This window comes from Acinetobacter calcoaceticus DSM 30006 = CIP 81.8 (assembly GCF_000368965.1).
Classification (GTDB): domain Bacteria; phylum Pseudomonadota; class Gammaproteobacteria; order Pseudomonadales; family Moraxellaceae; genus Acinetobacter; species Acinetobacter calcoaceticus.
Map to the genome: position 1 here is coordinate 1,758,188 of NZ_KB849780.1, position 20,946 is coordinate 1,779,133.

The 20,946-nt window shown below is 34.2% G+C and carries 27 protein-coding genes and 1 tRNA gene; 11 read left to right on the top strand and 17 right to left on the bottom strand.

Annotated features, from left to right (window positions below):
* Nucleotides 1-195: 195 nt before the first annotated feature.
* Nucleotides 196-1,143, top strand: a complete 948-nt coding sequence (locus F936_RS13245; protein ID WP_005048019.1) for a metal-dependent hydrolase — start codon at nucleotides 196-198, stop codon at nucleotides 1,141-1,143.
* A gap of 67 nt (nucleotides 1,144-1,210) precedes the next feature.
* Here F936_RS13245 and F936_RS13250 read toward each other — a convergent pair whose 3' ends face one another.
* Nucleotides 1,211-1,765, bottom strand: coding sequence for a TetR/AcrR family transcriptional regulator (locus F936_RS13250; RefSeq protein ID WP_005048022.1), 555 nt, complete (start codon nucleotides 1,763-1,765; stop codon nucleotides 1,211-1,213).
* A 640-nt stretch (nucleotides 1,766-2,405) separates the two neighbouring features.
* Here F936_RS13250 and F936_RS13255 point away from each other — a divergent pair.
* Nucleotides 2,406-2,933, top strand: coding sequence for a hypothetical protein (locus F936_RS13255; RefSeq protein WP_005048025.1), 528 nt, complete (start codon nucleotides 2,406-2,408; stop codon nucleotides 2,931-2,933).
* Nucleotides 2,934-3,152: 219 nt separating this feature from the next.
* Here the strand turns inward: F936_RS13255 and F936_RS13260 are convergent, their stop codons facing one another.
* The gene (locus tag F936_RS13260) at nucleotides 3,153-3,491 is read right to left on the bottom strand and encodes a hypothetical protein (RefSeq protein ID WP_005048027.1); all 339 of its coding nucleotides are present in this window, start codon (nucleotides 3,489-3,491) and stop codon (nucleotides 3,153-3,155) included.
* Between the two features lie 283 nt (nucleotides 3,492-3,774).
* Nucleotides 3,775-4,542, bottom strand: a complete 768-nt coding sequence (locus tag F936_RS13265; RefSeq protein ID WP_005048029.1) for a class I SAM-dependent methyltransferase — start codon at nucleotides 4,540-4,542, stop codon at nucleotides 3,775-3,777.
* 365 nt (nucleotides 4,543-4,907) lie between these two features.
* Here F936_RS13265 and F936_RS13270 point away from each other — a divergent pair, with 365 nt between their 5' ends.
* Nucleotides 4,908-5,393 carry an Lrp/AsnC family transcriptional regulator gene (locus tag F936_RS13270; RefSeq protein ID WP_034677787.1) on the top strand — a complete coding sequence of 162 codons (486 nt, stop codon included), beginning with the start codon at nucleotides 4,908-4,910 and terminating at the stop codon, nucleotides 5,391-5,393.
* A gap of 178 nt (nucleotides 5,394-5,571) precedes the next feature.
* A complete protein-coding gene (locus F936_RS18975) occupies nucleotides 5,572-5,688 on the top strand; it encodes a hypothetical protein (protein ID WP_004793556.1) in 117 nt (38 codons plus the stop codon).
* Nucleotides 5,689-5,703: 15 nt separating this feature from the next.
* Here F936_RS18975 and F936_RS13275 read toward each other — a convergent pair whose 3' ends face one another.
* From F936_RS13275 to F936_RS13290, 4 genes are all read right to left on the bottom strand, one after another.
* Complete coding sequence (locus F936_RS13275) at nucleotides 5,704-6,513, bottom strand: pyrroline-5-carboxylate reductase family protein (RefSeq protein WP_005048031.1); 810 nt, start codon at nucleotides 6,511-6,513, stop codon at nucleotides 5,704-5,706.
* 414 nt (nucleotides 6,514-6,927) lie between these two features.
* Entirely contained in the window at nucleotides 6,928-7,152 is a 225-nt protein-coding gene (locus tag F936_RS13280; RefSeq protein WP_005048033.1) for a hypothetical protein, read from the bottom strand.
* Nucleotides 7,153-7,370: 218 nt separating this feature from the next.
* Nucleotides 7,371-7,586: a cold-shock protein gene (locus F936_RS13285; protein ID WP_003652601.1), complete on the bottom strand. Its 216-nt coding sequence runs from the start codon at nucleotides 7,584-7,586 to the stop codon at nucleotides 7,371-7,373.
* Between the two features lie 344 nt (nucleotides 7,587-7,930).
* Nucleotides 7,931-8,863, bottom strand: coding sequence for an LpxL/LpxP family acyltransferase (locus tag F936_RS13290; RefSeq protein WP_017389049.1), 933 nt, complete (start codon nucleotides 8,861-8,863; stop codon nucleotides 7,931-7,933).
* 257 nt (nucleotides 8,864-9,120) lie between these two features.
* Here F936_RS13290 and F936_RS13295 point away from each other — a divergent pair, with 257 nt between their 5' ends.
* On the top strand, nucleotides 9,121-9,738 hold the full coding sequence (locus F936_RS13295; protein ID WP_005048036.1) for a LysE family translocator: 618 nt from the start codon (nucleotides 9,121-9,123) through the stop codon (nucleotides 9,736-9,738).
* Nucleotides 9,739-9,835: 97 nt separating this feature from the next.
* On the opposite strand, the gene F936_RS13300 is transcribed toward F936_RS13295, so the two are convergent.
* The 3 genes from F936_RS13300 to F936_RS13310 all read right to left on the bottom strand — a co-directional run bounded on the left by F936_RS13300 (nucleotide 9,836) and on the right by F936_RS13310 (nucleotide 11,266).
* Nucleotides 9,836-10,381, bottom strand: coding sequence for a glycoside hydrolase family 108 protein (locus tag F936_RS13300; RefSeq protein WP_005048038.1), 546 nt, complete (start codon nucleotides 10,379-10,381; stop codon nucleotides 9,836-9,838).
* 30 nt (nucleotides 10,382-10,411) lie between these two features.
* Entirely contained in the window at nucleotides 10,412-10,801 is a 390-nt protein-coding gene (locus F936_RS13305) for a hypothetical protein (RefSeq protein ID WP_003652608.1), read from the bottom strand.
* Nucleotides 10,802-11,011: 210 nt separating this feature from the next.
* A complete protein-coding gene (locus F936_RS13310; protein WP_005048040.1) occupies nucleotides 11,012-11,266 on the bottom strand; it encodes a hypothetical protein in 255 nt (84 codons plus the stop codon).
* A 674-nt stretch (nucleotides 11,267-11,940) separates the two neighbouring features.
* Between F936_RS13310 and F936_RS13315 the strand changes: the two genes are divergently transcribed.
* Nucleotides 11,941-12,612, top strand: coding sequence for an XRE family transcriptional regulator (locus F936_RS13315; RefSeq protein ID WP_003652611.1), 672 nt, complete (start codon nucleotides 11,941-11,943; stop codon nucleotides 12,610-12,612).
* Nucleotides 12,613-12,763: 151 nt separating this feature from the next.
* On the opposite strand, the gene F936_RS13320 is transcribed toward F936_RS13315, so the two are convergent.
* Both F936_RS13320 and F936_RS13325 read right to left on the bottom strand, forming a co-directional pair.
* A complete protein-coding gene (locus F936_RS13320) occupies nucleotides 12,764-12,997 on the bottom strand; it encodes a hypothetical protein (protein WP_003652612.1) in 234 nt (77 codons plus the stop codon).
* A gap of 173 nt (nucleotides 12,998-13,170) precedes the next feature.
* Nucleotides 13,171-13,247 (bottom strand) — tRNA-Met (locus F936_RS13325).
* A 254-nt stretch (nucleotides 13,248-13,501) separates the two neighbouring features.
* Between F936_RS13325 and xseA the strand changes: the two genes are divergently transcribed.
* Together xseA and xseB are read left to right on the top strand one after the other, a co-directional pair.
* A complete protein-coding gene (xseA, locus tag F936_RS13330; protein ID WP_005048044.1) occupies nucleotides 13,502-14,767 on the top strand; it encodes an exodeoxyribonuclease VII large subunit in 1,266 nt (421 codons plus the stop codon).
* The gene (xseB, locus tag F936_RS13335) at nucleotides 14,757-14,951 is read left to right on the top strand and encodes an exodeoxyribonuclease VII small subunit (RefSeq protein WP_003652614.1); all 195 of its coding nucleotides are present in this window, start codon (nucleotides 14,757-14,759) and stop codon (nucleotides 14,949-14,951) included. The genes xseA and xseB overlap by 11 nt, the downstream gene beginning before the upstream one ends.
* A 254-nt stretch (nucleotides 14,952-15,205) precedes the next feature.
* Here xseB and F936_RS13340 read toward each other — a convergent pair whose 3' ends face one another.
* Both F936_RS13340 and F936_RS13345 read right to left on the bottom strand, forming a co-directional pair.
* Nucleotides 15,206-15,424 carry a hypothetical protein gene (locus tag F936_RS13340; protein ID WP_003652616.1) on the bottom strand — a complete coding sequence of 73 codons (219 nt, stop codon included), beginning with the start codon at nucleotides 15,422-15,424 and terminating at the stop codon, nucleotides 15,206-15,208.
* 48 nt (nucleotides 15,425-15,472) lie between these two features.
* Nucleotides 15,473-16,066: a LysE family translocator gene (locus tag F936_RS13345; protein WP_005048047.1), complete on the bottom strand. Its 594-nt coding sequence runs from the start codon at nucleotides 16,064-16,066 to the stop codon at nucleotides 15,473-15,475.
* Between the two features lie 441 nt (nucleotides 16,067-16,507).
* Here F936_RS13345 and F936_RS13350 point away from each other — a divergent pair, with 441 nt between their 5' ends.
* On the top strand, nucleotides 16,508-16,840 hold the full coding sequence (locus tag F936_RS13350; RefSeq protein WP_005048050.1) for a hypothetical protein: 333 nt from the start codon (nucleotides 16,508-16,510) through the stop codon (nucleotides 16,838-16,840).
* 487 nt (nucleotides 16,841-17,327) lie between these two features.
* Nucleotides 17,328-17,678, top strand: a complete 351-nt coding sequence (locus F936_RS13355; RefSeq protein WP_005048052.1) for a four-helix bundle copper-binding protein — start codon at nucleotides 17,328-17,330, stop codon at nucleotides 17,676-17,678.
* Between the two features lie 416 nt (nucleotides 17,679-18,094).
* Here the strand turns inward: F936_RS13355 and F936_RS13360 are convergent, their stop codons facing one another.
* Entirely contained in the window at nucleotides 18,095-19,006 is a 912-nt protein-coding gene (locus F936_RS13360) for a LysR family transcriptional regulator (RefSeq protein ID WP_005048055.1), read from the bottom strand.
* A gap of 77 nt (nucleotides 19,007-19,083) precedes the next feature.
* Between F936_RS13360 and F936_RS13365 the strand changes: the two genes are divergently transcribed.
* Nucleotides 19,084-19,575 carry a GNAT family N-acetyltransferase gene (locus tag F936_RS13365; protein ID WP_005048057.1) on the top strand — a complete coding sequence of 164 codons (492 nt, stop codon included), beginning with the start codon at nucleotides 19,084-19,086 and terminating at the stop codon, nucleotides 19,573-19,575.
* Between the two features lie 475 nt (nucleotides 19,576-20,050).
* Here the strand turns inward: F936_RS13365 and F936_RS13370 are convergent, their stop codons facing one another.
* Together F936_RS13370 and cueR are read right to left on the bottom strand one after the other, a co-directional pair.
* On the bottom strand, nucleotides 20,051-20,458 hold the full coding sequence (locus tag F936_RS13370; protein ID WP_005048059.1) for a GFA family protein: 408 nt from the start codon (nucleotides 20,456-20,458) through the stop codon (nucleotides 20,051-20,053).
* Between the two features lie 28 nt (nucleotides 20,459-20,486).
* Complete coding sequence (gene cueR / locus F936_RS13375; protein ID WP_005048061.1) at nucleotides 20,487-20,888, bottom strand: Cu(I)-responsive transcriptional regulator; 402 nt, start codon at nucleotides 20,886-20,888, stop codon at nucleotides 20,487-20,489.
* Nucleotides 20,889-20,946: the final 58 nt, after the last annotated feature.

Genomic DNA, 20,946 nt, shown 5'->3' on the forward strand with positions numbered 1-20,946 from the left:
CTAGATTATAAAAATGAAGGCTCCTTTTAATAAAGGAGCCTTTTTTATTGACCAAACCTCTCACTTAGACCTTTTTTATCTCTATAAGCCTTTTCTAAGATGTTTTTGTCCCTTAAGCACATGGTGATCGATTTTACTTAATGCTAAAAATTGTGCATTCGCATTAAATGAATAATTATGAATAGGGTGACGTATATGATCACAGGGAATCATCAGCTTAAAGCTCGAAAAGTATATTTTGATTTCGCGGAGTCATCTGTCTGCTGGATGCCGAATGATCCGTTATGCTCACATGTAGCAAATGGTATCAATATGCTTTTGCCAGCTGGCGAGTTTTGGTTCTGCCGAGTGTTTAATAAAACCCTTCCCTACATTACCGATGAAACATTAAAACAAGAAGTAGTAGGCTTTGTCCGCCAAGAAGCGGCGCATGCACGTGCCCATGAAAAAGCTCAAGACTTCTTACGTGAAAATGGCTATGACATTCAAGATCCACTCAACCGTGCGCATTTTGTTTTTAATATTTTATTGGGCGATAAACCCTTTGGTCTGCCGCTTGTAAAAGGCAAAAAACTTGAAGAATATTGGTTACTTTTCCGAGTAGGTGTTATTGCTGCAATTGAGCACTTTACGGGAACTATTGGTCAGTGGACACTTGATAGCAAGTCTTGGGATAGCGCCGACCCCGCAATGGCAGATTTATTCCGTTGGCACCTTGCCGAAGAAGTTGAACACCGCTGTGTTGCTTACGATTTATTTCAGCACCTTTTAACAAACAAGTTGGGTTTTTATGTGTCTCGCCAAGTCATTATGGCCGCGATCTTCCCGCTGTTTATTTACTTCCTTGCTGATTTTGCACGTAGTCTAGGTAAGCAGGATTTAGAGCACGAAGACATTCAAAAATTGATGCGTCGTGGCTTCTTTAATTTCATTCGTGAATTTGAAAAAACGGCTACTCGCTCAGACAACCTACCGACCATTAAATATTTATGGAAAGCGACTTTAAGATGGGTTTCTCCAAAATTTAACCCAATCCATGAAGGTGACACTGAACAAGCTTTGGCTTATATGGCTCGTTCACCTGCGGTTCAATATTTTGAACAAATGGCACAGCATTCTGCAAAACCTGCAACATTAAGCTAAGTATTTATTTTATTTCAATGAAAAAGCCTCCTTAATTAGAGGCTTTTTTGTATTTAAGTTCTAGCAATTAGACAAAGTTTAAAAAGAAATAATCCAACAGTCGTGCGCTTTCATCTACCCCATTTTCACCTAAAAGCTGAACCATTGCCCCATCAATCATAAATAAAAACATGTAAGCGTCTTGGAGTGAAGCCGTAGATTTTAAGGTTAAAAGCAACTTATGAATTTCGCCAACAAACCAGTTTCTATAATCAACTACGATTTTATAGGCAACCGGATAGAGCTTTTCAATTTCAAAAATTGCCTTAAATGGCAAATGATAAAAGCCATTTAAGTCGACATGTAGAAAATAAATCTCCTTAAGTTTATCAAGCACCATTTGTTCACGGTAAGAATTAGAAATTGAAAATACCTTGTCTTTTAGCGCGTCTTTTTGAAAAGTGAGACACATTTCGATGAGTCGTGCTTTTGAGTGAAAGTCATTATAAAAAGTAGCTTTGGGAATTTTGGCTTCCGTAATAATTCGGTCGACACCGACCTTATGAAAGCCATATAGATTAAATAAGTCTTTTGCTGCGTGAAGCACGCGCAGCGCTCTAAATGAAGATTCTAAATTTGGCATAGGTATACCGTTTAAATAATTTTTTGTTGTATCTAAAAGAGATAGAAATGCCGTCACTCTTAAAATGAGTGCTAAAAACAGGCATGCAAAAGCCGCACAAAAATGTGCCCTAAGCTATCTCTGGTTTTATTGTTGCTATGATTTTTTAGTCGTAACGAGCTAAGGTTGTAGAAAACCTAGAGTCGGTTAAACTGTTTTAAAGACCAGTTGGGCGATATGGATAGAGAGATTTTGGCAAAGGCCAATAATTGAGAAGAATTAGTACGCATGAGCGGACTCCTTTTGATTTAGAAGAGTCTTACCAATTACTGTCAAATAATGGTGGCAAGACTAGAAGGGTTGACAGACTGGTACAAAAGGAAACCAGCGCACGCAAGCGTGCCCCTCCTAGCCTCACCATAAAGGCGTGACTTAAGAGAACGCACAAAACGAAACGTTGTTGTGCGCCTTTTGTACCAACTCTGTCAAAAGCTGACTGGCGATGTAGGCCAGCACGCAAAGCATAATCGGAGGGGTTTTAGGTGTCAATGTGATATTGGCTAGAAAATAATTAAATAAATATTATTTTTCATTGAATTAGACTCACTAATCTATTGAATAGAATATATTATATTTGCTTAACTCACATTAACTTATAAATATGAATACTATCTCTGCTACTCTTTTATATGAACACCCGATCGAAGGATGTATAAAAGATACAAATGGTAATTTAAAACCATTCCCTATACTTGCAATTGATAATGTTCCATTAAATATATGGGTGCATCAAAATACCCACATTATTGATAGCACAGAAAGTTTAGTTCCAGCCCAAGGTTGGTTATATGATTATGATAGTGAATTGGCATTAAGTAATGCATGGAAACTTCTTAAACCAGAAGCTTATGAAAATGAAACTATTTCAACAGTAGTTCCAATTTTAATTTGCCCTGATGATTTAGATCTAGTGTGTAGCGTAATTATGGTTGAACAAGTTGTTTCAGCAGATGAAGTGATATGGGCTCGTTTTGGTTACGCATTTAAAAATATTCACGATGTTGTGACATCCGTAGTCTGGAAAACCTCGCCTTCTGCTCCTCGATTAAGTTTTCCATTGAACGAATTTGAAAAAGCATACGGTGATTTAAAAGAATTAGACAAAAAATGGAGTGAAAATTTTATATAGTTTTCTTATGTACAAAAGAAAAGAGTTGCAGATAAATGAAAGATCTTGGTAAAAGAGTTTTTCTTCTCAATCGAAAATTGAGATGATTTTTTATATTAGGCTGCTTCTTATAGTGTGTTTTCTGGTTCAACTGGTAAATTTTATGCCTTGATACACCGATAAAATGAATAATTAAATCCATTTTATCGGCTTGCTAGAAGAGGTTTTTAAAACCTTATTTTATTTTTTAATATAGTTTGGAAACTCTTTTAAAACCCGACTACATAATTGACCTTTTGTATCTTCTTTCTTGCGCTCTTCAAATTGCTTCATACCAAATTTCATGACTTCCCTACCGTATTTATCACCTAACTCATGTTTAGTACATTTTGCAGCAGCATCCTTTAACTCTTCTGAATAATAGTGATAGTTACAATCAAGTTGAGCGCGGCTTAAAAAACCATGTAGCTCTACTGCTTTCTCGCAGTGTGTTTGCCCTAGAAGGCTTTTAGGTTCTTGATTAGCATGAATTGATGTTCCTACCAATAAAGTGAAAACCGTTACTAAAATATTACGCATTATTTCCCCGACAAAGTTATTAAAAGTATTAGTGGTAATGTTGCGGGCGTATTAAATAATAATTACTTATAAGTGTCTATTAATAAAAAGAAAATTAAATAAATCTCTTTCTCTTTTGAATATTTAATCACCTTATAAAAATTGTGTGATTAAGTTTTATCAAATAAATGATATTAGATTTGTTTTATACTCATCTTTAATATAATCCAAGCTATTCAAGAAAAGAGTTCTAGTGGCATTTAATTCATTTCTTATCTACTAAAACCCTTACTTATTACACCACTTAAAACCCTAATTTCTTAAAGACAAAATAACCCACATGGCTTTCAAAGCTACCGTCATTTTGAATTTTGAAATATTTCTTAACGAGGTCAGATGAACCTTCCTGCAAATAGCGCAAAGTTTTGATTTGATCTTCCGGGGTTTTCATACGCTTTACCCAACTATCAAAGTCTAACGAGAGCGTTTGTTTATCTAGGCCCACTAAGTCAAAGCCCGCATCTTCGATAAAATAAACCCACTCTTTAACACTATAGTTTCGTACATGACTTGGGTCTCGAATAGTTTCGATCGTCTGTAAAAACGTGTCTAATATCGGCGAGCTAGAACTAATAATGTCTACAAAAATGACAATGCCGTCAGGCTTAAGAACGCGGTTCACTTCTTTCATGGCGCTAGGAACATGCTGCCAGTGATGAGCTGAATATCGGCTAATGACTACATCAAACTGATGGTCACTAAAAGGCATATCTTCAGCAATACCCTGCTGCACAAAGATGTTTTTTAATTTGCGTTGGCTGGCAGTCTTAGACACAGTGTCTAACATTTCATGAGATAAATCGTAAGCAAAAACAAGGTCTGCATGCGGAGCAACATTATAAGAGACATGGCCACCCCCACAGCCTAAATCAAGAACTACAGCCTTTTCAAATTTCTGAATTTCATTAATAAATTTATTAAATTCAATTCCTTCAGAATGAGCTTGGCTATTCAAATAGTCGAGAGACTTATTTTGATATTGTTTTTGATTTATATCATGCTGGGTGATCATAACCTTGCTTCCTTCTATGCAATGAAATCACCATAAAGGAAAAGTTAGATAAAAAATAATGATTAGTTTTTATTCAATTGATAAATAAAAGTTATTATTTAATTTGTTTTAATACACTATGACGATTAATAAAAATAGATTTAAAAATTTATAAGAAATCCGCAAAGAGCACTGTTTAGTCACCCTTACTGAAACAGTGCTCTTTGCTCCATCACAACCCCTATCCAGAAAGGTTCAATGCATAGAAATAGTGTATGTACCTTTAGCTCAAAATGTTTCCTGTATTTTTTGCTTTTTTTAAATGATGGCAGCATAAAAATGAAGTATATTTAATTTTATCAGAAGATTCTTCTTTGGTTTATATTTTGAACAGAACAGAATACACACTAGATCGTATAGATCGGAAAATTTTATCTGCACTACGCGGTAATGGTCGCTTAACCGTTGCTCAATTAGCTGAAGAAGTTGGTCTTTCATCTTCTCCATGCTGGACACGACTAAAACGTCTGGAAACTTTAAAAATTATTGAAGGCTATACGGTAAACGTAAACCCTAAAGCGATCGGCATTCATGAGGTATTCTTTATAGAAATTACTTTAGAGCGCCATGATGATGAAATGTTAGAGAATTTCAGCGAAGCATTAGCAGATATACCTGAAGTCGTAGAAGCTCATCTGGTTACAGGTGACTATGATTATTTGGTGAAAGTAGCCGTAAAAGATGCGGAGCATTACGAACGTTTTTTACGAAAAAAACTCTATTCAATTAAAGGTATTCGACACACACGCTCAACCTTTGCCCTGCGTCCTCTTAAATCTGCCAATACAGCCGATTTAATGTTAATTGAATAAAAGATGTAGCACCTATAGCCCATCGACTTAAAATATTGATTCTAAAATCTTTATTAACTTAAGCGGCTTAGACCATAACGGATTTAGACTCTGTTATATTTTTTTTAAAAAATTCTGTATCTATGATTACAGCCTCCTCATCTCCATAATAAAATTAATCTGAATTGGAGGCATTGCCATGAACATTTTGAAGAAAAAAAATAAGGCCAGTTTTGTATTCTTTATTATTACTCTCTACTCTTTTATTGGGTTTGGCTTAGGTTTCATTATTTGGGAATACTTTTTAAAGGCCTAGTTTGCTAAAGATGAGTTAACCAATTTCAGAAATAATTTCTGAAGTAATTTCTTTGCTACGATGATATGCGGCTTTCATGGCTAAACGTATATCATCAGACACATTGCCTAAATCGAACATGCGTAAAGCAGATTCTGTAATTCCATTCGCCAAAGTAACCTTTCCACATAAATCCGCAGGTGGAACATTGGTTTTGCGAATCATTTCAACTGCACCACTCGCTGCTTGAAGTGCTAAATCTAAGGCAAACTGTTTGTCGAGCCCTAATGAAACGCCCGTCTTAATCATGCTATCTAAAATATAAAAAAAGTAAGCCGGCCCTGAACCAGATAATGCAATAATTGCATCAGTTTGTGTTTCCGAAGCTGCCCAGAAAGTCTGCCCTGTTGCAGAGTACAGCATTTCGATGACATCTTTATCGAGCTGGTCCATTTGCTCAGAAGCAATGAGCACGTGAGTACCCGTATGCGTAAGCACAGGTGGATTTGAAATTACACGAACAATTTTTTTTGAGCCAGTAATAGTTGATAATTTTGCAATATCAACACCGGCCATCATAGAAATAATAACTTTACGTGCTAAATACTTTTTAAATGGTTCAAGCGTTTCTTTTAAGTTTTTAGGTTCCAATAATAAAATAACAATATCTGCTTTTTTTAAACCATTTTCCTTTTGCTTTAACATATTCTCATCGTTATTTTTTTTCTCTTCAATAAGATGGATCTTTTCTTTTTTGAACCCTTTTAAAACCAAACCTCCTATTAACGCTAACGCCAAATTACTACTACCAACAAAACAAATATGAGGTTGTACTTCATTTAACATTTAAATTTTTTCCCTTTCTTAAAGCAGACTATAAGAATAAATATTATCTATAATTTAATTATGAACACTAAAATAATGAATAACCGTTTTTGAATTAAGAACCCACTCAAATAAATAATATTTAAGTGGGGGTTTGTTTTATTTGCGTAATAAATAAAACAACTTTAGCTTAAGCCTAATGTATAACTATATATAGCAAATTCCACACACAAATTGTTAAAGTCTGTAACTACTACCAAACTATTGTAAATAACGATCTAACACTATAAAAAACAAAAATATTTACTTTAAAAAGCTAAAATTTTCTTATTAAAGCTATTTTCAATTAAGTTACTAATAAAATATGTCACATTAAATAATAAAATATTTAAATTAACAGACCGTAACCGTAGCAGATGTATTGTGATTTATTAGCTAAATATTTTCTTTTCTCTTCTTTAAAATTCTCTCGGCTTTGCTTATGGCTTGAGCTAAATCAACATCTTCACAAACCCAGAAAGTAAAAATTTGTCCAAACAAGTGGAAGTGCTGTTTAATATATTTAGAACTATTGTCTGAATAATGCTCTTCAACCTTAAAGAAATCATTATTGTTTTCTATTTTTTGACCGTCAAAAATACCGCCGATACAAATATCCATTTTAATACCATACACCTAATTAGTTATGTTATAACATAAAATTTTAAAACCTTTTATAAGAGTATTTTTATACTTCTTTTTTTAAATATAAGTTGAATTAAAACTTATAAAAAACCCACAAGATATAAAGTGGGCTTTTTTAACTCTAATAAAATGTTTTAGACTTAAATATATTTTATTTAAATAATATATTTAAATCAATTAAACGCTCTATTTATTTATGAGTTTTGAACAATCACAATATTTGAAGCTTGCGGGCCTTTTTTACCCTGTACTACAGTAAACTCAACACGTTGACCTTCCAAGAGAACTTTAAAACCAGGTGTTTGAATATCGGTAAAATGTGCAAAAATATCTTTACCTTCATCAGTCACAATAAAACCAAAACCTTTAGTTTCATTGAACCATTTTACTGTACCAGTAGTAGTAGACATATGTTATATCCTAAATCTTAAAATATTATAACTTATTATTGGGGAAACCAATTTAACTAAAAAATAGACGTCAAAACTTAAATATCTGAAAAAACCGAAGGATTATAAATAAAACTGCGCAAATAGAAATTTATGATGACAAGAATATTTTGTTAGTTATGCTCGATAATACACGCTTCAGAAGCATTTGCAATCGATATTCAAAATAATTAAAGCAAGAAAAATTCTATACCTCTCGCCATTCATCTTTCATATTGATTTAATTAAGATTCCTTTCAATTAAAAGTCAAATTTTGTTTCATTTTAATCGAAAGAAGTACCTCTGCTATTTCCCCATAAGACCATCAATAAAATTTCTTTTCACCCGCTGGGCGCGTCTTAAAACGTCGATGGAACCACATGTATTGTGTAGGTGCGATGCGAATTTGATTCTCAATAATTTTATTTACTCTTTCAGCATCAGTAACTTCACACCCACTTGGAAAATTCTCTAATTTGGGTTCTAAAAGAACATGATATTGAGGATTTCTAATATTGCCACTTCTGTAAAAGTATAAAGGCACTGCTGCTGCTTTTGAGATATCCATAAGTCTGCGGTGAGCTGTGACAGTAGCTGCCTGTACCCCGAAGAATGATGCCATTACACCTTGCTTTAAGCCAAAATCCTGATCTGGGCTATACCATATCGCATGACCATGTTTAAGGTTTTGGATAAGTCCACGCATGTTGTCTCGAGCAATCTGGTTTTTATATACTCTTGCACGGCTACGATGAATCAGAAAATCTAAAAAGGGATTGTTTTGAGGTCGGTAAACCACGTCCATATTAAAAAATAAGGTACAAGCAGCTCCGCCTGCATCTAAAAGGGTGCTATGAGTGCCTAGTAAAAGTACGCCATTTTCCTGATTGTTGGTTAAATTCTCTAATCCATCTATGTGAACACGGTTTTTAAACCAGTTTGGACTATACCAAGCATTTAAAGCCTCAAATACACCCGTTAAAGTATCAACAAAAACCTGTTTGGCTTTCACTTCAATTTGCATAGGTGTTTTTTCAGGAAAGCATGCTTCTAAATTGCGTAGTGTTGTTTTTCTTCTTGACCCTAAAGATTTCCATGCTATTTTTGATAGAAGATCAGCGAGACGCCATTGAATAGCCCAAGGCAACATCGCGAATAACATTAAAATAAAAGCTAAAACCCATAAACCCCAATATTTAAACGATAAAAAGGAAAATTGAAATTCGCCAGATTTAAACTGCCGTTCTTTTTTCGTCATACTGTACATTTCTTGAGGTATAGACTTAGTATACTAACACGCCTACTTGTCAGGGTTGTATGTTTATGTTGCAATAACTGCTATGCTTTTAAATACATTATCTATTTATATAAATGCATATTTTATTTCAAAACTTTCAAATTTTAATATTTAATTTATTTATTTTAAATATACATAACCTTCTGTATACATAAATTATTTTCTCATTTAAAGTAATCGCATAATTTTGTCTCAATTGATAAATAGGATATATCAGCGTGAGCGGTCTTTTAGTTTTTATAACAATTGCATTTCTTACCTTATTAAGCCCCGGCCCCGGTGTTTTATTTACTGTCACAAATTCAATCAATTATGGTGTTAAAACCGCTTTATTCGGTATTAGCGGCCTAATTATTGGTATGTTTGTAATTGCTGTAATTTCCGCCAGCGGTGTAGGTCTTATTATTACGAGTAACCCTACTATTTTTACGGTTTTAAAATTTATTGGTGCATTTTATTTAATGTATCTCGGATATAAAAACTTTAGCAAAAAAATTCCATCACAAGATTTAATCACAGATCAGCAAAGTGATAAAAATGTCAGCAAATCTAAACTATTTTATCAAGGTCTACTCGCATCTTTGCTTAACCCAAAAACAATCGTATTTTTTATTGCTCTTTTCCCTCAATTTATTGATATAAAGAAAGCAATTTTAAATCAGTTTTTAGTTCTATCTTTAACCTTTTGTTTGATTGGTTTTTTAATTCATCTAGTCTATGCAAATTTCTCTTCAATTTTTAAAGAAAAGATGTTGGCTGGAAATAATTTTTCTATACTCAATAAAATCAGTGGGGCTATTTTCTTTCTTCTTGCGATCTTACTCATCGCACAATAAATCATTACTTTAAGAATTATGCTTTAAAAGCCTTAACTCATGTTTAGACTTTTAAAGCATTTCGATGATTCAGCATATTTTTATCTAATTACAATTTTTAAAATGATACCCTGTTTAAAATCCAACCATAAAAGAAATCTTCATAATTTGGGTTCCGCTCTGTAATCTCAATATAGTACTGCCCTTGCATAATATTTAAAACGCGTACCAATACCTTTTCTCCTTCTTTATGACGCCTGTTCAAATAACTTCTAAGAGCTTGAAAAGTGAGAGGCCCATACTGGCCATCTAAAGCAAGATTTGGCCAGCTTTCTTTTCCCTGCTTATTCAGCAGATTTAAAGCACGCTGTAACAATGGTTTTGCAAAATTGACGCCACAATTTACGCCTGTATCAAATAACTCTTCTGCAATAGAAGGGCTAATCTCATTAATCTGGTCAAATTGGGGTTCAAACCAATATTGTTTCTTATAAATAGATTTGGCCACAGGTAATGGTAAATCTTGCATATTGCCTTGATAGCCTTGTGATCGAGCCACTGCTTCTGTAATGCCGAATTTAGTGGCATGTCCATGGTCTGATGGATGGTTAACATATCCACCTTCCCTGTTTATGATTGCTTCTATGTACTGGTCGATATTCATTTTATTTTACCCATATGATTAAAACTGTTTTTAGCTATTTTGCAGATCATCTTTCGCTTTTTTTAAGTCTTTCATGACTTCCACAATCGTTTTACCTTCTTGTTTATTGATGAAGTTAAATATCCATCTCACAATAGCCCAACCAGGCAAACCGCAAATGAAGAAGAATCCACAAAGTGTGATCATTCCCCAAATATCCAACACCCATTCTTGTAAATTCCATTTCATGATAATAAATGAGCCACCTGTTAAGCTTGAAACCACTGTACAGATCAGCCCAACAATCCATTCTTGCGGTGAACGAGGGAAACGCATCATTAACACGACTGCGACAACTAAGCTGACCGCTAAAGCCACCATAATTGCAATGCTATAAAAATTTAAAAATGTGGCTAATCCATTCATTGGAACTGTTTTCATAATCTTGTCCTGCTTTAAAGGGTAGAACTTGAAAATCCATCACCATGACCAGCTTGTTGTTTTTCAGGTTTTATAAATACCCTTAGTTTTCTTTATTACAGTCAATAAAAAAACACTAACGCTTTAAAGCGGCGCTAAATTGCAAGACGAACTTACCTTGACCCGCTTAATTTCAGGGCCCAAGAAAGAATGTTTGTGTGCTAAAGCTGGTTAGTGTGCACTGTTTAAGGCTTGTTCAATCAACTCAATCACGGTGATTGCACCTATCGCTTTTTGCATCGAGACTTGATCGTCGAATTCGAACGCTTCATCTTCAAGCTCACTTGCAATTTGCTTCGCCTCTTCAAGTGCCCTTTTTATTTTTTGTACCTTAAATTTGTTTACGTCTTTTGCAATTGTTGGGACATACCCTCCACGTTTTGCATTTTTAAGTTGTTTAGCTCTGTTCTGCATTGCTGTAGTCATTCACTATCTCCAACTCAACTTACTCGTTTAATAAGGCATCTTTATCGTTTGTTATTCTTGAAGTTTTGACGCATTCTTTGAGCAATATAGCTAAGCTATGGCTACAAATGTATGTTCGAAACGTTTCAACTAGTACAACAAACATATAGAACCAAACAATATGCGTTTAAAGCATTAATTTAAAAATAGATATTTCCTTTTCTGAAATTGTAAAAAAGTATTAAAGCTCTTAAGTTTAAGCCTTTTTCGGACTTTAATTTTTTGACCAAAAAGTTCAAAATAAAGCTTTGCCGTATATCGGAAACTTTTGTTACGACTCACAATCTTTGTTAAATTCTTCATGTTCTTGGTACCCTTTATCGACGAACATTAAGCCTGATCCACGGAATCGGGCTTTTTTTATTCCAATTTTTGTTTTGATAGCCTATCTGCACATCATAATTGAGCTATCGCCCTTTTATTTTGCCTCCTATAAAAACAAAATAAATTTAGCTTTCATCTCAACATGTTGATAAAACTATAAATAGTGGTTCAAATACAATTTAAACTTTATCTATTCATCTTAAGATATAACTGATACTATAACTATAGTTGTTATTAGTCAATAACTATAGTTATTTTACTCGATATAACTTAAGTTATATATTTGTTATAAGTTTGCTGGTGTGACCATTATGGCTCTTAAAGACCGTTTAAAAGATTCTAGGCTTAAAGCGAAAAAAACTCAGGCTGAAGTAGCAGAAGCAGTCAAGATGTCTCAGCCTGCCTATCAAGCTTTAGAGTCAGGGAAAAATTTGAAATCAGCGTTTCTTCCATTAATTGCCCAATTTTTGGGTGTAGATGGTTATTGGCTAACCACTGGAAATACTGAAGATTCTTTTAGAGAAAGTGATGTATTTAGCCCTACTGTTGTGAGTGCTGAATCTACCGATCAATATGTCTGGATTGAAGTTGTAGAAGCTAGCTTTTCTTGTGGTACGGGTGAATCTATCGAGTTTCACTTCGATGCAATTAATGGAAAAATTCCTTTTCCAGCCTCATTTTTTAAAGAAAAACGGGTTGCTCAAGAGTGCATGCGTATTATTAAAGCTAAAGGCGATAGCATGACCGATTACATTAAAGATGGAGATTTAGTCGGCATTGATATCTCTCAGACTGAAGTGATTGATGGCGAGATTTATGCGGTTTACTTTGCTGGGGAAGGAATGATTAAGCAAATTTTTAAAGAAGCAGATGGCTCTTTAATTTTGCACAGTTTAAATGAAAAGTTTAGAGACCGACGTGTAACCGAAGAAAACGGAAAGAACTTTAAAGTCATGGGCCGTCAATTCTGGCGAGCAGGTTAATTTAGTTATAAATATAATTAAAAGAATAATTCTATCGATTTTATATATTTCTCTTTTTTATAACTTTAATTATTTATAAATCGTATAGATATAAAAAAAACCTATCTCCATTAAAAGAGATAGGTTTTTAGCTTGAGAGCTAAACATTTTATTAGCAATATGTAGTTAAACGATAAAGCTGGTTAAATGCAGCATAAAAGCTTTTACCATCTTGGTTCAACTCGATTTCTTCACCAGTTTGAAGTTGAATTTTCTTACCAACTTCGACCCAACGATAACCATCTTGAGAGTTTTGCTTACGTACGTGAGGAACCACTCTCACATTAATTTCATTGCCATTTACGGCTGTGGCAATTTGCCACTCATTTACTATATTCACAATCATTCACTCATCACTGAGCTCATGTGATTTAACGGTATTTAATTAGAACGCTAGATTTAAGGTATGGACAGTCAGTCTAGAATTTAATATTTAGCTTGATATAGGGTTATTTATAAGCTAATGCTTTTCATAATTTTTGCATTATGAAAAGTGGTACATCACAGAGCATAATATTTTGGTTGCGGGGGTCGGATTTGAACCAACGACCTTCGGGTTATGAGCCCGACGAGCTACCAGACTGCTCCACCCCGCAATTGGAAGTAAGCTTTATACGCTTATATATTTTATAAAGCAAACTTTATTTTTTAATCTGTTGTAATTCATCAGTTTTATCTTTTTTAATTAATTTTATATTTTGAATTAACTAGTGATGAACAAACTAAATTTAAATTTAATCTTTTGAATTGTTGTATTTATTTTAAACAGAACCCTAAATTCACAGACAGCAATTGCCTTGGTTGGATGGCTTTTATACTATCTAAGTTGGTCCTCTAATGTTTAGTTCGTATGTCTGAACCTCAGTTTTCCCTTAGTGAATATCTCGGCACAGTTCAGGAAGTCATACGTTTGGCTTTTGATGAACCAGTTTGGGTAAAAGCAGAGATTCGAAATTTAAATATTAAAGGCGGTCACTACTATTTAGAGCTTGCAGAAAAAGATGCAGATACCGATAAGGTGATTGCCAGTTGTAAAGCCACGATCTGGAAATTTTCGGCAAGTAAAATTGTTTTAAAGTTTGAGCGTGAAACTGGTATTGAGATTTCAAGTGACTTAAATGTTCTCATAAAAATTCGCGCACGTTTCGATCCTCAATATGGATTTTCAGTCAATATTGAAGAAATTGACTCAAGTTTTACCTTAGGTGAAATTGCTAAACGTTATCAGCAAATTATTGAACGACTCACTCAAGAAGGTTTAATTCATAAGAATAAACTACTCCCTACTCCTTTTGATATTCAAAATGTTTTAGTGATTGCACCTCAAAATGCTGCGGGCTTAGGTGACTTTAAAAAAGATGCCGATGCGCTAGAAAGAAATGGTGTTTGCCATTTTGTGTATCAGACCGCTACTTTTCAAGGAAATACAGCCGCAACCAGCTTAACCGAGTCTTTAGGTACAGGTTTACGGCAATGGGCCAGCACATTTACATTTCCGCCGGACTTGATTGTAATTATTCGTGGCGGTGGATCGGTGAATGATTTAGCGTATTTGAATGATTATGAACTTGCAGCTCTGCTCTGCAAACGCTCTGTACCCATTTGGGTCGGCATTGGTCATGAAAAAGACCGTACCATTCTTGATGAAATTGCCCATCGTTCATTCGACACGCCAAGTAAAGTGATTGCTGGTATTCGTAACCATATTATTGAACGCGTACAAGAAGCAGTAGATAGCCTACAAACCATTAAACTTCTATCACAGCATCAAATCACCACCTATCAAAGCAAGAATGACCAACTGCTTCACCACATTAAATCTTCAGCACAAAGTCAACTTAACTCGGGACATCACCTTCTTGACCAGATGAAAGAACGCATTCAGTTTAGTTCACAGCAACAAGTTAAATTTTCATTAGCCCAAATCGAATCATTAATGAAAGAAGTCCTTTTGCAAAACCCGAAACAGGTTCAAACCAAGGGCTATGCAATTGTTAGATCAGAAGGAAAAGCAATTCGTTCTATACATCAAATTTCAAACCCAGCCATTGCCATTGAAATGCAAGATGGTGTGATTGAAGCCAACATTACACAGGTAATTCCAAATGAAGAATAAAGAGTTAACGTTTAAGGATGGCCATGACATTTTGAAGAAAAATGCCGAATTACTTGAATCTCAAGAAAGCCCAGATATTGATAATTTAATGAAAATTGTTGAAGAATCGATCACTGCCTATAAAGCTTGTAAATCACGCATTGAAGCAGTTCAACAAGCTTTAGATGAAACATTTAAAGAATAAAAAAAGCCCATTCCTACTTCTCATTGAAGGAATGGGCTTAGTGAAAACCACTTAGTCCTGAAATGCAAAAGTGTGGATTAGGTCACACTTTTACAAAAAGCATGGTCCCACAACTATTTGGGATCTTCAATATTTTAATTGTGTCTATTACGTTAGTTTGACTTTATTTTCAGCACTTCTTAACTAAAAATCCTTCGATTAAGATCATCCTACACACATTCTAATTTTGGTCATTTTCAAACATGCTTTAAAGGCTATTCCTCGTTGAATGGTCCAATCAATTGATAAATTTTTCCGTCTTTAGGATTTTCATAGAGTAAATCCATATTGGGTAAAATAATATCATCATCAATTTCAATATGTTCAACGCTTTTATGAAGCTCAAGGGCGTGGTCATTCATGGGTCTAACTTTTGCCAAAGCAATCGTTTCTTGGTTAAACTGGTCCTTAATAATTACTTTTAATCTTTTCATAAAAATCTCCTAAAAATTAAAATTTTTAATACTAATAATGGGTTAAATCTAAAATGAGCTAATCGCTGAATAGCCGATTGGCATAGCAAAAAAAGTTAAAATAAATGCAGCCGTACGTTGTAAATTACGTTGGTTTAACCAAGTTACTTTGTTTGAAATTAATACGGTTCCAAAAGCAATCCATAAAAATGCAATGGGTGTAATTAATGATAAAAAAATAGCAATATGAATAAAATATACGTGAAGCACTTCCCATGCTGCATGTGGAAAAATAGCAGAAGCAAAGAGTAAAGCTTTAGGATTCAAAAGTGTTGCGACAAATAAAGCCTTAGGCGTAATAAGTGGGTTGTCTAATTTGATGTCATTTGTTGATGTTACCCAAAGTTTAAATGCAAGGTAGAGAATGAAAGTTGCACTTATTAACTTTAATAAGGCAGGAAGCCAAGGGATTAAATGTGAAACTGACTCAAGCAAAACACCCCATGAAGTAATTGCAATGAGATAACCCATCACTTCAGCAGGAATAAGTTTAAGAGACTGCTTCACCCCTGCCTGTATTCCAGCCGAGGCTAACAATGTGTTTGTGGGGCCTGGAGTCAACAAAATGGTGACCACTAGTCCAATAAACAGAAATGATACCATAGGCAACGAACTCTTTAATTATGCTAGGCGAAATATGTCAAAAATGAGCATCTATTGTCGACAAAATGGTTGTAACAAGAAATATTAAAATTAAATTAATTAATGTTAAAACAAATAATTAACTCAAACCGACTGTAAATTCACTTACGATTTAAATAATTTTAAATGTGCAAAATCGATCACACAAATAGAGAATAATGAGCTATTATTACAAGCCTCTACGACATTAACTTGAGAATTTTTTACTCAAAAAATCTGCTGTTTTTTTAATATTTTGAACTTACATAATTGAGTAATAGCAGCTTTTTGCCTCACTTGAAATTTTAAAATTGAACAATATATAAACAATTAGAAATCGTGATTTTACTGAATATGATGTCTAATTCCCCATCAATTCATTGATTGTCGCTTTCATCAAATAAATCAAATGATGGAGGATGCATGATGAATGCTTATGTTCGCCCTCATCCAGATGGTTTTAAATCTTACTTAGGAAAGAATCTAAAAACTGGCCTCTATGCTGTGCGGCTGGGTTGGACGGTTTATGAAACGAATGGCAATGGTTCTGTGCTGTACATTGTCAAGAATGAAGATAAGATTCCATTGGATGTAGACAAGTTTAAAACTGATCGTCCCAAAATCTATGCTGCGCTTTTAAGTGAAGTGCAGTTTCAACGTAAAAAACAGTTAGCTATTGATTTGCAAAAATCCAATATTCCTTCTTATGACCGCCAAGCCTACAAAAAGCGTCGTGGGTTTGTAGGGTCTTCATGAACTCTTTCATTCAACCCGATGTTAGATTCAAATATAGAAAAAGCACCCTCGGGTGCTTTTTCTTTTAACGACCAGTTGTAATTAATACGAACATACTCAGTATTAATGTGCTTAATGATCGTTTGCAATGGATGTGGACTTCATGCTCAGCTCCGTGAGCGTATTGATTAACGTTTTCCATTTCGTGTCCTTCAAAGTTCACATTCCTAATTTGCCTAATATTCACACAATAAGAAATTAGCCAAAAGTATTATATGCAATTAAATTTAACACAATCCTTAAATTTTATTGACACTTTTTATCATCAAGAAATAAGCGCTTTTAAGCTAAAAACTGGATGTAACATTCTACTACGAGGTTAATTATGTAGTGGGTATTTGTACCCCTTTCATCTCAAATGCCCATTGTTTGAAAAATGATCTATAAAATAGAAAAACATAACGATATTCCATTTTTAAATAAAAACTCTTGGAATAGGAGAATTCGTATGCAAACCAATCAAGAATCACATAGTTCATTATTTTGCCAAGCCTCTTCCTCAATTCAAGCCTGTATAGAATGTATGATTGCTTGTAAAACCTGTGCAGCCGCCTGTTTACAAGAAGAACATATGATGCGTGAATGTATTAAACACTGTCTGACTTGTGTGGAAACCTGTCAGTTATGTACTTCTTTGGAATTAAGACATTCTGAGCTGGCTGAATCGGCAATGCAATTGTGTGCCAATGCCTGTCAACTTTGTGCAGCAGAATGCAGCAAACATGAACATGAACACTGCCAAATTTGTACTAAAGCTTGTTTAGCTTGTGCTCAAGCGTGTCAAGCCTATCGCGCATAGTTGCGTAACGCATAAGGAAGTTTGTATAGCTGATTTATAGTCAGGCTATATATGGTAGGAAAATTTCTAAAAAACTTAATGACTTAAGGCATTAAAAAATTTATCGTTTTGTATTTTTATTTAATAGAGGTTAATAATAACTTTTCTTTAGGCATAAAAAAAACCCGCATCTTGGGGAAGAATGCAGGCTCTTAGATCTCCCACAACGATCATGAGTTCATTATTAAATTTGAACTTTAAACCGTTAATTAAATGTACCTATAAATAAATTAAATTGCAATACAGAATAGTCTGTATGTTTAAAATATTTTATTATTTCTTCAGAGTTTTATTTTATAAAGTAAAAATCTAAGAAGTCTCATAAAGGAGGAGAAGAGTTTGACGAAAAGATAAGTCAAAGGGCTTTTATACTTTAATTAAAACAATGACAAAATTTCATCCACCAACCAGTTCTGACAGGCTTTTAATTTACTTTTTTCAACACTATACACATTCACTTGATACTCAGGAACAGAAAAAGGCAACTCAAATATATCAATTTCATGATTTTTCTTAATTGCATCAACAGCTTTTAAAGGTAAAGTCACAATTAATTCAGCAGATTGCATCATATAAGGGGCAAGCATGACGTGAGGTACTTCAACACAAATTTGACGGCGGATGCCCATTTTTTTTAAGGATTGATCGATCACGCCATAATGCTCATTCCACGAACTGACCCGAATATGCTGGGCTGATATAAACGATTCTAGATTCATGCTTTGGTATATATTTTTAGGGGCAATCACCACATACCTATCTGCAAAACACTGAAACACTTCTAGATGATTTGGACTTCCCTCACTCAGTTCGGAATAGCCAATCACAAAATCAATTTTTCCAAGCATTAACTCATCAATTGAACACTGCTTATTTTCAGAAATAATTTTTATTTTGATATTAGGTGCAATTGTTCTCAAATGTTTAACCAACAAAGGCATGACACTAAAAGCTGTATATTCCGTTGCAGCAATCACAAATTCATAATCGCTGGTTGCATAATCAAAATCACTATTTTTAAATAAATTTTGTGAGAGTGTGCTTAAGCAGTTAGAAATCGAGGGGGCAATCTCTTCCGATTTTTTTGTTGGTTTCATTTCCCCATTCATGCGTACAAACAATGGGTCTTGCAAAGTATCTCTTAATCTATTTAATGCATGGCTAAAAGCCGAAGGACTAATAAATAAAGTTTCTGCTGCTTTGGCAACATTTTTATGTTGGTATAAGGCGTTAAATACAAGAAGCAGGTTAAGGTCAAAACCATGCGGTAAGCCATGCATAAAATTCATTTTTATAGTGATAAAAATGCAGTATATACACTTAAAAATTCATTTAATATGCCTTTTTATTTTCCAAGAGAAAATTCATGGATTTCGTAATAAGACAGGTTAAACCACAGGATATTGAACGTTGTTATGAGATTGAAAGTGCTTCTTATGCAAAAGATGAAGCTGCAACCAAAGAAAAAATTAAAATTAGAGCTGAACAATATCCTCAAGGTTTTCTTGTACTTGAAGTTAAAAATAAGATTATTGGTTTTATTAACAGTGGTTGTGCCCAAAATGTGGTGATGTCAGATGAAAATTTTAAGGAATTAATTGGTCATGTAGATGATGCACTCAATATGGTCATTATGTCTGTCGTGGTTGATCCCACATATCAAGGGCAAGGCTACTCATCAGTCTTAATGAATGAATTCATTCTTAAAGCAAAACAATTAGAAAAGCAGGCAATTTATTTAATGTGTAAGGAACAGTATATCAAGCTGTATCAAAAATTTGGTTTTGAGTACATGCAGGTTTCAGACTCGGATCATGGCGGTGAAAAATGGTATGAGATGAAATTAGACCTTATTTAAACTTTTATATGCTTAACAATTTACTTCTGATCTATGTTGCCCTATCGGCAATGATATTCATATTTTTCTTTCAATCTCAAACTGTAACAGTCACTGTGATTTTATTTTCGTTATTAGGCATAGCTTATTCTTATCAAAGATCACCCCTCTATGTTCGTTAGCATCGTATTACTGCAGTTTTCAACTAAGATGCTTCAATAATATTCTTACTTAAAAGTACAGACATTAAAAAAGCCCGTTTCACGGGCTTTTCTGCAACGGTGAGCAATCTAAGATTTGTGTCTATCCATCTCTTACATGCTCTTTGCTAGCTATATGTAAGGTCTTATCGTATCTTTTGCCCTGTCCCAAGTTTCCCTGTGGATCGAGGAGATATTACGATTACCTTAAGTACAGTTATAGCACATTATTTATTCATGGCTAGTCTTGTTCACGTTTTTTTACAAATGAATAAAATACGATCTAACCTTAATATTTAAGGATTTTCTACTCCATTTTGATATTGATAAGCATCATCGCAAATTGGATACCACTTCACTTTTGAAGTGACAAAAGCATGAGAGCTAACTTGGGTAGATATTTCTTCATTAATGAGCCCCACCCTTAAACGCACCACGTCGGGTTTATCTAAACGTTCACTCCAGATAGGTGAACCACAAGTTTTACAGAACACTCTCTTTTTATTGGGAGATGCAAAATAAGCCTGTAACAGGTTTTCTCCCTGCACAATATTCAAATCACTTTTCTGTACTTGCGTAATGGCAGCAAAAGCAGCACCTTGTGCCTTTTGGCATTGCGTACAATGACAAACCATGATGGGTTCTAATTCGGCATTAATGCACAGTTGAAAACCATTACAAAGACAAGAAGCTGTATAAGCCATGATTTTTCCTTTTTTATTTTAATGAGATTTAGCTTACGCCCACACCTTTTTCAATGTGATCTAAAATGGCACAAGAAGCTTGTTGGTTACCACAGCAATCATCGGCTGATGCCTGCAAGATATTAACCATTTCTTGTAAATGCGCAATTTTCTGTTTTAATTCAGCAATATGTTTTACAGTTAAGGCTTTCACCTCTGCACTATGCCGATCGGTATTTTTCCAAAGCGAAATCAGCTCTTTCATTTGTTCGGATGAAAAACCCAACTCTCTGGCATGTTTTAAGAAATTTAAAGTCTTCAGATCGGTTTCTGAGTAAATACGATAGCCCGAAGCTGAGCGCTGAGCGGCTTCAAGTAAACCGATTTCTTCATAGTAACGAATCATTTTTGCTGAAATACCAGACTGTTTGGATGCCTGACCGATATTCATCTCACACCTCAAATATTAAATTTAGTTTAAGACCTGCTGTCATGATCTTAAACCAAAA

Bases quoted from the DNA above. Each gene is read 5' to 3' on its own strand.
- F936_RS13245 (WP_005048019.1), top strand. From the start codon at position 196: ATGATCACAGGGAATCATCAGCTTAAAGCTCGAAAAGTATATTTTGAT.
- F936_RS13250 (WP_005048022.1), bottom strand. From the start codon at position 1,765: ATGCCAAATTTAGAATCTTCATTTAGAGCGCTGCGCGTGCTTCACGCA.
- F936_RS13255 (WP_005048025.1), top strand. From the start codon at position 2,406: ATGAATACTATCTCTGCTACTCTTTTATATGAACACCCGATCGAAGGA.
- F936_RS13260 (WP_005048027.1), bottom strand. From the start codon at position 3,491: ATGCGTAATATTTTAGTAACGGTTTTCACTTTATTGGTAGGAACATCA.
- F936_RS13265 (WP_005048029.1), bottom strand. From the start codon at position 4,542: ATGATCACCCAGCATGATATAAATCAAAAACAATATCAAAATAAGTCT.
- F936_RS18975 (WP_004793556.1), top strand. From the start codon at position 5,572: ATGAACATTTTGAAGAAAAAAAATAAGGCCAGTTTTGTATTCTTTATT.
- F936_RS13275 (WP_005048031.1), bottom strand. From the start codon at position 6,513: ATGTTAAATGAAGTACAACCTCATATTTGTTTTGTTGGTAGTAGTAAT.
- F936_RS13280 (WP_005048033.1), bottom strand. From the start codon at position 7,152: ATGGATATTTGTATCGGCGGTATTTTTGACGGTCAAAAAATAGAAAAC.
- F936_RS13285 (WP_003652601.1), bottom strand. From the start codon at position 7,586: ATGTCTACTACTACTGGTACAGTAAAATGGTTCAATGAAACTAAAGGT.
- F936_RS13290 (WP_017389049.1), bottom strand. From the start codon at position 8,863: ATGACGAAAAAAGAACGGCAGTTTAAATCTGGCGAATTTCAATTTTCC.
- F936_RS13300 (WP_005048038.1), bottom strand. From the start codon at position 10,381: ATGAATATCGACCAGTACATAGAAGCAATCATAAACAGGGAAGGTGGA.
- F936_RS13305 (WP_003652608.1), bottom strand. From the start codon at position 10,801: ATGAAAACAGTTCCAATGAATGGATTAGCCACATTTTTAAATTTTTAT.
- F936_RS13310 (WP_005048040.1), bottom strand. From the start codon at position 11,266: ATGACTACAGCAATGCAGAACAGAGCTAAACAACTTAAAAATGCAAAA.
- F936_RS13315 (WP_003652611.1), top strand. From the start codon at position 11,941: ATGGCTCTTAAAGACCGTTTAAAAGATTCTAGGCTTAAAGCGAAAAAA.
- F936_RS13320 (WP_003652612.1), bottom strand. From the start codon at position 12,997: ATGATTGTGAATATAGTAAATGAGTGGCAAATTGCCACAGCCGTAAAT.
- xseA (WP_005048044.1), top strand. From the start codon at position 13,502: ATGTCTGAACCTCAGTTTTCCCTTAGTGAATATCTCGGCACAGTTCAG.
- xseB (WP_003652614.1), top strand. From the start codon at position 14,757: ATGAAGAATAAAGAGTTAACGTTTAAGGATGGCCATGACATTTTGAAG.
- F936_RS13340 (WP_003652616.1), bottom strand. From the start codon at position 15,424: ATGAAAAGATTAAAAGTAATTATTAAGGACCAGTTTAACCAAGAAACG.
- F936_RS13345 (WP_005048047.1), bottom strand. From the start codon at position 16,066: ATGGTATCATTTCTGTTTATTGGACTAGTGGTCACCATTTTGTTGACT.
- F936_RS13350 (WP_005048050.1), top strand. From the start codon at position 16,508: ATGATGAATGCTTATGTTCGCCCTCATCCAGATGGTTTTAAATCTTAC.
- F936_RS13355 (WP_005048052.1), top strand. From the start codon at position 17,328: ATGCAAACCAATCAAGAATCACATAGTTCATTATTTTGCCAAGCCTCT.
- F936_RS13360 (WP_005048055.1), bottom strand. From the start codon at position 19,006: ATGAATTTTATGCATGGCTTACCGCATGGTTTTGACCTTAACCTGCTT.
- F936_RS13365 (WP_005048057.1), top strand. From the start codon at position 19,084: ATGGATTTCGTAATAAGACAGGTTAAACCACAGGATATTGAACGTTGT.
- F936_RS13370 (WP_005048059.1), bottom strand. From the start codon at position 20,458: ATGGCTTATACAGCTTCTTGTCTTTGTAATGGTTTTCAACTGTGCATT.
- cueR (WP_005048061.1), bottom strand. From the start codon at position 20,888: ATGAATATCGGTCAGGCATCCAAACAGTCTGGTATTTCAGCAAAAATG.